Origin of the sequence: Janthinobacterium sp. UMAB-56, from assembly GCF_900095265.1 — a bacterium.
Taxonomy (GTDB): domain Bacteria; phylum Pseudomonadota; class Gammaproteobacteria; order Burkholderiales; family Burkholderiaceae_D; genus Janthinobacterium.
In genome coordinates this window covers 84,770-93,932 of sequence record NZ_LT607664.1, presented here as the reverse complement: position 1 = coordinate 93,932, position 9,163 = coordinate 84,770, and the positions used below count along the sequence as shown (strand labels likewise).

Below are 9,163 nucleotides of genomic sequence, written 5' to 3'. Positions count from 1 at the left end.
GCGTTCATGGATGGCATGCTGGTTCAGGTACGCCAATGTATCTGAAGGATTTGATACTTATCTAAAATGTCACACGTACTTACAAAAAACTGCCACGCGGAAATTTCGACGCCCTGGCCGCTGGCGGGGAACCCTGTCGCGGTTTGACGATCCAACTCCTGACACCATGGGAGGACACATCATGCTGCAGGCAAAGGAAGTGGCACGGCGCTTTGGCGCCATCGAACACGCGATCGGTCGGGCGGCCCAGCTATGCGGCAAGCAGCAGGGCATGCCGATGGACTTGAAGGATTGCATCAAGCAATTAGACCAGCAAAAGAGCGCCGTGCGGCAAGCCATCGATCTGCAAGACGATACGCGCATCCGGCAAGCCGTCGAGCAGATGGAATCCCTGGGCGACCGCGCCAAGCGGGCGTGCGGCACGGCGTCCAGCGTGACGCCGGAAATGAAGAGTGCGGTGCTCAAGGTGCACGATGAATTATCGGACCTGAAGCACCAGCTGCACTAGGGCTTGGCGCTTGAACGCCTTACATCTGGCGGAACAGATGGGCATATAAAGGACTGACGCGCAGCTGCGCCGGATGCTGGCGCAGCGTCAGTGACAGCTTGCCCGCCTCGTCGCGCACGGCCGTGGCGATGGCGCTGGCATTGACGATGGTGCCCCGGTGGATTTGCCAGAATTGTTGCGGGTCCAACTGGGGCAGCAACTCCTTCAGGCTCGTGCGTATCAGCGCTTCGCTATCCTGGCACACGACGTTGATGTATTTGTCCAGCGCTTCGAAATACACGACGTCGGCCAGCGCGATCATGCGCACGCTGTTGCCGACGGCCGCCCGTATCATTTGCAGGCGCGGGGCGGGTGGCAGCATGGCTTGCAGTTGGCTCAGCAGGCGGGCCATGTTGTCGTCGTTGACGGATCCGGCTATCGCCGCCGCCGTGGCGGCTGTCGCTGGCGCGGGGCTTGCGGTTGTTGTAGCGCTGCCGCTGCCGTTGCCACTGTCGCGCAAGCGCTGCTGCAGTCGTTCCACTGTCTTACTCAGGCGCGCATCGTTGACGGGTTTTAAGACGTAATCGGCGGCCGCATGTTCGAAGGCGGCCAGCGCGTATTCGTCATAGGCGGTGACAAACACGATGTGCGGAAAGGGCGTGTCGGCGGGCCACTGCTCGGCCAGCTCTTCGGCCGCTTCCAGGCCCGTCTTGCCAGGCATTTTGATGTCCAGAAATAGGATGTCGGGCTGCAGCGCCAGGCCTTGCCGCAAGGCTTCCACGCCGTTGGGGCAGGTGGCGACGATGTCGAGTTCCGGCCATAGCCGTTGCAAGGCGTGCGCGAGGGCGGCGGCGAGGATGGGTTCGTCTTCGGCGATCAGGGCGCGTGGTGCGTGTGGGGTGTGCTGGCTCATGCGAGGGGACTCGTGATGGTGGGTGGAAGGGGGAGTGTCAGGCGGGCGATCGCGCCTGCCGGATGGTTGGCGTCCAGCGACAGGCTGGCGCAATCGCCATGCATGCCGCGCAGGCGTTCGCGGATATTTGCCACGCCCAGGTGTGTGCCCTTGGTCTGGCCCGGATGATCGAGGCCCAGGCCATCGTCGCTGACGGTGAGCAGCAGCATGCCGCCGTCCATGGAGGCCTGCACATGGATATGGCCGCCTTCGATCTTCGGTTCCAGGCCGTGCTGGATGGCGTTTTCCACCAGCGGCTGCAGCAGCATGGGAGGCACCTTGATCTGGCGCAAGGCCTTGGGCAAGTCCAGCGTAAAGCTCAGGCGCGCGCCCATGCGTATCGACATCAGGCCCAGGTAGGCTTGCATCAGGGAGAACTCCTGTTCCAGGGTGGTGGATCCGGCGCGCGAGGAAGAGAGGGTGGCGCGCAGGTACTGGATCAATTGATCGAGCAGCAACTGGGCGCGGTCGGGGTCAAAGCTGATCAGGCCCTGCAGGTTGGCCAGGGTGTTGAACAGCATATGCGGCTCGATCTGTGCCTGTAATAATTGCAGCTGCGTCTGCATGGCCTGGCGCGCCACGGATTCGGCGCGGGCCTTTTCCTGGGCCGCTTCCATTTGCAGACGGGCAATTTTTTCCCGGCTGCCAAAAAACAGGATGGCCGCTCCCGCCGCCGCCAGTGTGAACACCGTCATGCTGACATTGCGGGGCGACATGGAGACGGGGGCGGGAACGTCGATATTGGCCAGCCAGCCGAACAGCATGGTGCCGCCTACTTGCGCCACGGCGGCGCTGACGATGATGAGGGCAGTGAAGGGCAGCAATGGGGCACGCCGCTGTTCGCCCCACCTCGCCAGGCGGATGCCGTCGATGAGCAGGAAAGCAATACTGCCGATGCACATGGACGCGAGCAGGTTGAGCCAGAAGCTTTGTCCGCCGCTCAGCACATAGGTGATGAAGAGGGCGCACAAGACATTGAGCAACAGCGCATAGCGGGCGTCGGCCAGCAGGCGCCGGTAGGGAAAGCCCGTCTTGCGGGATGCTGCGGCGGTAGTGTGCATGCGGGACTGCTTTCAGGTGGGCGCTCGGCTTGGCAATGCGGTAATTATGGGCGGCTCTGCATGTGGGCGCAACGCCGCCGCGACGAAACAGGGCAGGCGTGGCGCGAATCGCCTGAGCGCGTCCTTTACACGGTGGCGCTTGCACGCGATGATGGCAAGACGCTTTGATCGACAAGCCCATCACAATAAAGGAATACCATGTGGCCCTATCCACGCACCCTGGCACACCGCGGCGGCGGCACCCTGGCGCCTGAAAACACCCTGGCCGCCCTGCGCTGCGGCCTGGCTTACGGCTACCGCGCCGTGGAATTCGATGTCATGCTGGCATCCGACGGCGTGCCCGTCGTCGTGCATGACCCCGAGCTGGGTCGCACGGTGGCCGGCAGCGGCCATGTGAACGACTACACGGCCGCGCAGCTGGGCGCCATGGAGGCGGGCGCCTGGTTCGCCCCGCAGTTTGCGGGCGAAGGCGTGCCCACCTTGGCCGCCGTGCTGGCGTATTGCAAGGCGCAGCGCATCTGGATGAATATCGAAATCAAGCCGGCGCCCGGCTTTGACGTACAGACAGGCACGCTGGTGGCGCGAGCCGCGCGCGATTACTTTGCGCAGGAAATCGCTGCCGGGCAATTGCTGCCGCTGCTATCGTCGTTCAGCATCGAGGCCTTGCAGGCGGCGCGCCAGGCGGCGCCGGAACTGGCGCGCGGCTGGCTGGTCGAACAGATACCGGATGATTGGGCGCGCACGGCGAAGGAATTGGGCGTGGTGGCCATCCATTGCGACCATCTGCAGCTGACGCCGGAACTGGCGCGAGAGGTAAAAAGGGGGGGATTTGGACTGTTTTGTTACACCGTCAACACGCCCGAACGGGCCAGCGAGTTGCTGGCCTGGGGCGTGGATGGGATGTGTACGGACAGGATAGACCTGATTGGCGCGGCCGAATAATGTGATGTATACGCAGCGGAAATCCGGGGTCAGTCCCTTCGGGAGCGGAATTTTTCCCATTGGAAAAAATTCCCCCGGTCGGGTCTGACCCCGGCATTTCGGCAGTTGTCGTTCGGACAAAAATTAGAAAGTTACACGCATCCCTACCGTCAAGTTGCGCCCCGTCAACGGTGCCGCATTCTTGATGAACGAGGTATGGCTGTATGCCAGTTGATTCGTCAGGTTGTTGGCCTTGAGGTAGAACTGGGCCGGCGTCGTGCCGATGCGCGTGTCATAGTTGGCGGACAGGTTGAGCATGTTGTAGCCCGGGGTTGCCGTTTCGAACGCGGCCACTTTATCCTGCTTGCCCACGCGGTAGAACTCGGCCACGCCGCTCCATGCCTGCCAGTTGGCGTCAAACTTCACGCCGACGCGCTGGGCGGGGATGCGGGGTAAATTGCCGCCACCGTCGGCCAGCTTGGCCCGCACGTAGTCGCCGAAGACGCTGGCGCCGAACATGGGGCTCAATTGCTGGCGCACTTGCCCTTCCACGCCCGTAAACGTGGCGTCGCGCTGGGCGTACTGGATCAGCTTGAAGCCTTCGTGGTTGTCCAGCGTGCTGCCGAAGATGTAGTTGTCGACCTTGTTGCGGTAGGCGCTGGCCGAAAACGTCGTGGCGCCCGCATATTTGCGCAAGGTCAAGTCGATATTGTTCGACGTTTCCTTGCCCAGGTTTTGATTGCCCAGTTCATACGTGGCCGTAGCCATGTGCACGCCGTGCGCATACAGTTCCTCGGCGCTGGGCAAGCGATGCGTGCGCGAGATGGTCGAACCGAGCGAATACTGGGGCGCGAATTTCCACACGGCGCCCAGCGACACGGACGTGCCCTTGGCGCTGCGGTCTTGCAGGGTGGCGCTGTCGACCGTGATGTCTTGCCATTCGTGGCGCAAGGCCGCTTCGAAGCGCCATTGGTCGAGCTTGTATTCCTCCACCAGGAAGGCCGCATGTTTCTTCGTTACCGTCGGCGCCACGTACGCTTCTTCGCCCAGGGCGGAGAAATCGCGCTTCGACGTTTGCAGGCCGAGCACGCCTCGCCAGCCGAAGACGGGGTGGTGTTCCATTTCCAGGCGCGCGTCGTGGCCCTTGTTTTTAAACGTGGTGGCGATTTCCGCACCTTCGATTTCATCGTGCTTGTAATCGGTGAACGCGGCGCGCAGGCGCAGCTTGGCGAAGCCGGGCACGGGATCGCGCAATTCTCCGCGCACGTCCCAGCGCTCGCTCTTCAGCTTCACGAAGGGCACGCTGGCGTGCTCGTGGTCATGTTCCTCTTCAGCACCATGGTCGTGGCCGTCATGACCGCCGCAATGCAGGTGCGTGCCGTGCGGGTGGCAGCTCTCGAATTCGTGGTTGTGGCCGGGCAAGCCGTATTGCGCATGCTGGCTGGTGAAGGCCAGGCCCAGGAAGCCGCGCTGTCCCACCCACGACACGCCCACGCTGCCCGTGTCCGTCTTGTTGTAACTGCCGGCCACTTTGGAGCCGCCTTCCCAGCCGCTGCCGACCTTGTATTCCTTGGCGTCGCGCTTGACGCCTTCCGCGTGGAAGGCGATGTTGCCGGAGCCGCCAGTGACTTCAAAGGCGCCCGCCTTCTCGCGCGCAGCCGAATTGGCGCGTACTTCCGCGCTGCCTTCAAAGCCTTTCGCCGGCACGCGCGTGGGGATTTTCTTGTCGATCACATTGACGACGCCGCCGACGGCGCCGCCGCCATACGCCAGCGCGGACGGGCCGCGCAAGACTTCAATCTGTTCCGACAGCATCGGTTCGGCCGCCACGGCATGGTCGGGGCTGATGGTCGAGGCATCCTGTATTTCGGCGCCATCGGACAACACTTTGACGCGCGGGCCATCCATGCCGCGGATGATGGGGCGGCTGGCGCCTGCGCCGAAATGGCTGGAGGTGATGCCGGGCTGGCCGGCCAGGGTTTCGCCCAGGGTCGCTTCGCGGGAGCGCACCAGTTCCTCGCCTTCCAGGACGGTGACAGGCGTGCTCATGTCGTCGCTGCCCAGGGCCAGGGCGCTGGCCGAGACGGTGACGGCAGGCAAGGTGGCTGCCTGCTGCGCCAGGGCGCTGGCGGGCGCGGCGAAGGCCAGCATGATGGCCAGCGCGAGGGGAGTTGGTTGGTGAGGACGGACGGACATGGGCAAGAGTTCCTTATCGGCTAACGGTGTTGGCAAGTTTGGGGCAGTGCGTGCACGGTGCTGGTCTGCCCTAAGATGATAATGATAACCCATTATCATTACTGTGTGACAGTTTTTCCGGGCGGTAGATGCAGGCGGATGGTGTATTCTGTCGGCTATGGAACGCACAACACGTCAAAAAACCGCTATTCAAGCCGCCATCGAGTCGGCCCAGCGCCCCCTGTCGGCGCAGGAAATCCTCGAACAGGCCAGCTTGCAGGTGACGCAGCTGGGCATCGCCACCGTCTACCGCAATTTGAAATCGCTGGTGCTGGAAGAAAAGGTGCACGTCGTGACCTTGCCGGGTGAAAACCCGCGCTATGAGTCGAACACGGCAGCCATTCACCACCACCACCATTTCCAGTGCACCACGTGCCAGCGTGTGTTCGACGTGCATGATTGCCCCGGCGACTTAAAGCGCATGGCACCGCAAGGCTTTGTTGTCGAGCGCCATGAACTGACCCTGTACGGCCGCTGCGCCGACTGCAATGCCACCGCCGGCGCCGTCCCTGCCGTTGCGGCGGGCGCCACCGCGGCAGTTGCCACCACTGTGCACGCCTGCGCCGGCGGCCACGACCCGGCCTGAGCGGGCAGGGTGGCATTGCTGGGCAGGCTTGCAACAGTGCGGCCCGCCCGGCGTCAATTCCCGTACCCAGATCACGTATAATCTTCCCTTTAAAGCTGCCGCCACTCTTTGCCAAAAAAACATGAAATCATCTGAAATCCGCGACAAGTTCCTCAAATTTTTCGAGTCCAAGGGCCATTCCATCGTCCGTTCCAGCTCCCTGGTGCCAGGCAACGATCCGACCTTGCTGTTGACGAACAGCGGCATGGTGCAATTCAAGGATGTGTTTACGGGCACGGACAGCCGTCCGTACACGCGTGCCACCTCCGTGCAGCGCTGCGTGCGCGCCGGCGGCAAGCACAACGACCTGGAAAACGTCGGCTACACGGCGCGCCACCATACCTTCTTTGAAATGCTGGGCAACTTCAGCTTCGGCGACTATTTCAAGCGCGATGCGATCCAGTACGCGTGGGAATTGCTGACCAAGGTATATGGCTTGCCGGCTGACAAGCTGACCGTCACCGTGTATATCGAAGATGACGAAGCGTACGATATCTGGGCGAAAGAAATCGGCGTGCCTGTCGAGCGCATCATCCGCATCGGCGACAACAAGGGCGCGCGCTACGCGTCCGACAATTTCTGGCAGATGGCTGACACGGGCCCATGCGGTCCGTGCACGGAAATCTTCTACGACCACGGCGCCGACATTCCTGGCGGCCCGCCGGGCTCGCCGGACGAAGATGGCGACCGTTTCATTGAAATCTGGAACCTGGTGTTCATGCAGTTCAACCGCGACGAAGCGGGCGTCATGCACAAGCTGCCCAAGCCTTGCGTCGACACGGGCATGGGCATGGAGCGCCTGGCCGCCGTGCTGCAGCACGTGCATTCGAACTATGAAATCGACCTGTTCCAGCATTTGATCAAGGCTGCCGCGCGTGAAACGGGCGCCACCGACCTGGAAAACAAGTCGTTGCGCGTGATTGCCGACCACATCCGCGCCGCCGCCTTCATGATTGTCGATGGCATCATTCCGGGCAGCGAAGGCCGCGCGTATGTTTTGCGCCGCATCATCCGCCGCGCCCTGCGCCATGGTCACAAGCTGGGCCAGACGAAACCGTTCTTCTACAAGCTGGTGACCGATCTGGCCATCGAGATGGGCGGCGCCTATCCGGAGCTGGAAGAAGCGAAAGAAAATGTCGCCAACATGTTGAAAGCCGAGGAAGAGCGTTTCGGCGAAACCCTGGAAACGGGCATGAAAGTGCTGGAAGCGCAGTTGGCCAAGGATGCCACGGGCATCGACGGCGCCACCGCCTTCACCCTGTATGAAACCTACGGCTTCCCGCCAGACTTGACGGCCGATATCTGTCGCGAACGCAATATCACGTTCGACCAGGTGGGCTACGATGCGGCCCTGAAGGAAAGCCAGGAACTGTCGCGCAAGGGTGGCAAGACGCACAAGGACAGCAAGGTCGAGTATGCGGGCGAGAAAAACAAATTCGTCGGCTACGATCAATTGACCTTCAGCAGCAAGGTCGTGGCGCTGTACGCAGCCGGCACGCCCGTGCAGGAGCTGAAAGCGGGCCAGGATGGCATCGTCGTGCTCGACAGCACGCCGTTCTACGCGGAATCGGGCGGCCAGGTGGGCGACCAGGGCGCGATCGCCTCGGGCGCAGGCACCTTTGCCGTCAGCGACACCCTGAAAATCCAGGCTGACGTCTTTGGCCACCACGGCGTGCTCGAGTCGGGCGTGCTGAAGGTGGGTGACGCCGTCTCGGCCGAGGTCGACACGGCCAAGCGCGCGCGCACCATCCGCAACCACTCGGCCACGCACTTGATGCACAAGGCCTTGCGTGAAGTGCTGGGCAGCCACGTGGCGCAAAAGGGTTCGCTGGTCGATCCCGACAAAACCCGTTTCGACTTCAGCCACCATGCGCCGATGACGGCGGAGCAAATCGCCGCCGTGGAAACCATCGTCAATAAAGAAATCCTGGAAAATCGCGCCACGCAAGCGCACCTGATGTCGTTTGACGATGCCGTCAAGCATGGCGCGATGGCCCTGTTCGGCGAGAAGTACGGCGACGAAGTGCGCGTGCTCGATATCGGCAGCTCGAAAGAGCTGTGCGGCGGCGTCCACGTGCAGCGCACGGGGGACATCGGCCTGTTCAAGATCATCGCCGAAAGCGGCGTAGCCGCCGGCATCCGCCGCGTGGAAGCGGTGACGGGCGAGGGCGCGCTGGCGCTGGTGCAAACCATCAACCGCCGCCTGGTCGAAGCGGCCAACGCCCTGAAGGCGCAGCCGGAAGAGCTGACTGCCCGCATCGTCCAGGTGCAGGACCACGTGAAGGCACTGGAGAAAGAACTGGCCGCGCTGAAATCGAAACTGGCCTCGGGCCAGGGCGATGAGCTGGTCACGCAAGCCGTCGATGTGAACGGTATCAAGGTGCTGGCGGCCGTGCTCGACGGCGCCGACGTGGCCCGTTTGCGCGAAACCATGGATAAGCTGAAGGACAAGCTGAAAACGGCCGCCATCGTGCTGGCCAGCGTGGCTGACGGCAAGGTCAGCCTGATCGCCGGCGTGACGGCGGACGCCACTTCCAGGGTCAAGGCGGGCGAGCTGGTGAACTTCGTTGCACAGCAAGTGGGCGGAAAAGGCGGCGGACGCCCCGATATGGCGCAGGCTGGCGGCACCGATGCCAGCGGCCTGGCGAACGCCCTGGCTGGCGTGCCGGCCTGGGTTGGCGAACGCGCAACACAGGCGTAAGCCAGAGGACATGCGGGGTTTTTACCCCACAGCCCCATGAAAACGGCCCGCAGACACTGTTTGTGGGCCGTTTTGCCGTGTGGAATCTCGTTGTGACACCACAACAGCCGATGAACTATTTTGGTGCAGCGCGTCAATGCCCCTGATTTAGAGTAGTATGTCGAAAATCAGTACAACAAAA

Annotated in this window: 7 protein-coding genes; 4 read left to right on the top strand and 3 right to left on the bottom strand. The window is 62.6% G+C overall.

Annotation, left to right across the window (positions count from 1 at the left end; translation table 11 throughout):
* Nucleotides 1–181: 181 nt before the first annotated feature.
* Nucleotides 182–508, top strand: coding sequence for a hypothetical protein (locus K0F85_RS21590; RefSeq protein WP_219117979.1), 327 nt, complete (start codon nt 182–184; stop codon nt 506–508).
* Between the two features lie 19 nt (nt 509–527).
* Here the strand turns inward: K0F85_RS21590 and K0F85_RS21585 are convergent, their stop codons facing one another.
* A complete protein-coding gene (locus K0F85_RS21585; protein ID WP_219117978.1) occupies nt 528–1,400 on the bottom strand; it encodes a LytTR family DNA-binding domain-containing protein in 873 nt (290 codons plus the stop codon).
* Nucleotides 1,397–2,500 carry a sensor histidine kinase gene (locus K0F85_RS21580; RefSeq protein WP_219117977.1) on the bottom strand — a complete coding sequence of 368 codons (1,104 nt, stop codon included), beginning with the start codon at nt 2,498–2,500 and terminating at the stop codon, nt 1,397–1,399. Before K0F85_RS21580 ends, K0F85_RS21585 begins: the two co-directional genes overlap by 4 nt.
* Nucleotides 2,501–2,698: 198 nt before the next feature.
* On the opposite strand from K0F85_RS21580, the gene ugpQ reads away from it, so the two are divergent.
* Nucleotides 2,699–3,442: a glycerophosphodiester phosphodiesterase gene (gene ugpQ, locus K0F85_RS21575; protein WP_219117976.1), complete on the top strand. Its 744-nt coding sequence runs from the start codon at nt 2,699–2,701 to the stop codon at nt 3,440–3,442.
* Between the two features lie 123 nt (nt 3,443–3,565).
* Here ugpQ and K0F85_RS21570 read toward each other — a convergent pair whose 3' ends face one another.
* Nucleotides 3,566–5,617, bottom strand: a complete 2,052-nt coding sequence (locus tag K0F85_RS21570; RefSeq protein ID WP_219117975.1) for a TonB-dependent receptor domain-containing protein — start codon at nt 5,615–5,617, stop codon at nt 3,566–3,568.
* Between the two features lie 157 nt (nt 5,618–5,774).
* Between K0F85_RS21570 and K0F85_RS21565 the strand changes: the two genes are divergently transcribed.
* Together K0F85_RS21565 and alaS are read left to right on the top strand one after the other, a co-directional pair.
* Nucleotides 5,775–6,242, top strand: coding sequence for a Fur family transcriptional regulator (locus K0F85_RS21565; RefSeq protein WP_257572952.1), 468 nt, complete (start codon nt 5,775–5,777; stop codon nt 6,240–6,242).
* A gap of 121 nt (nt 6,243–6,363) precedes the next feature.
* The gene (gene alaS, locus K0F85_RS21560) at nt 6,364–8,982 is read left to right on the top strand and encodes an alanine--tRNA ligase (RefSeq protein WP_219117974.1); all 2,619 of its coding nucleotides are present in this window, start codon (nt 6,364–6,366) and stop codon (nt 8,980–8,982) included.
* Nucleotides 8,983–9,163 lie beyond the last annotated feature (181 nt).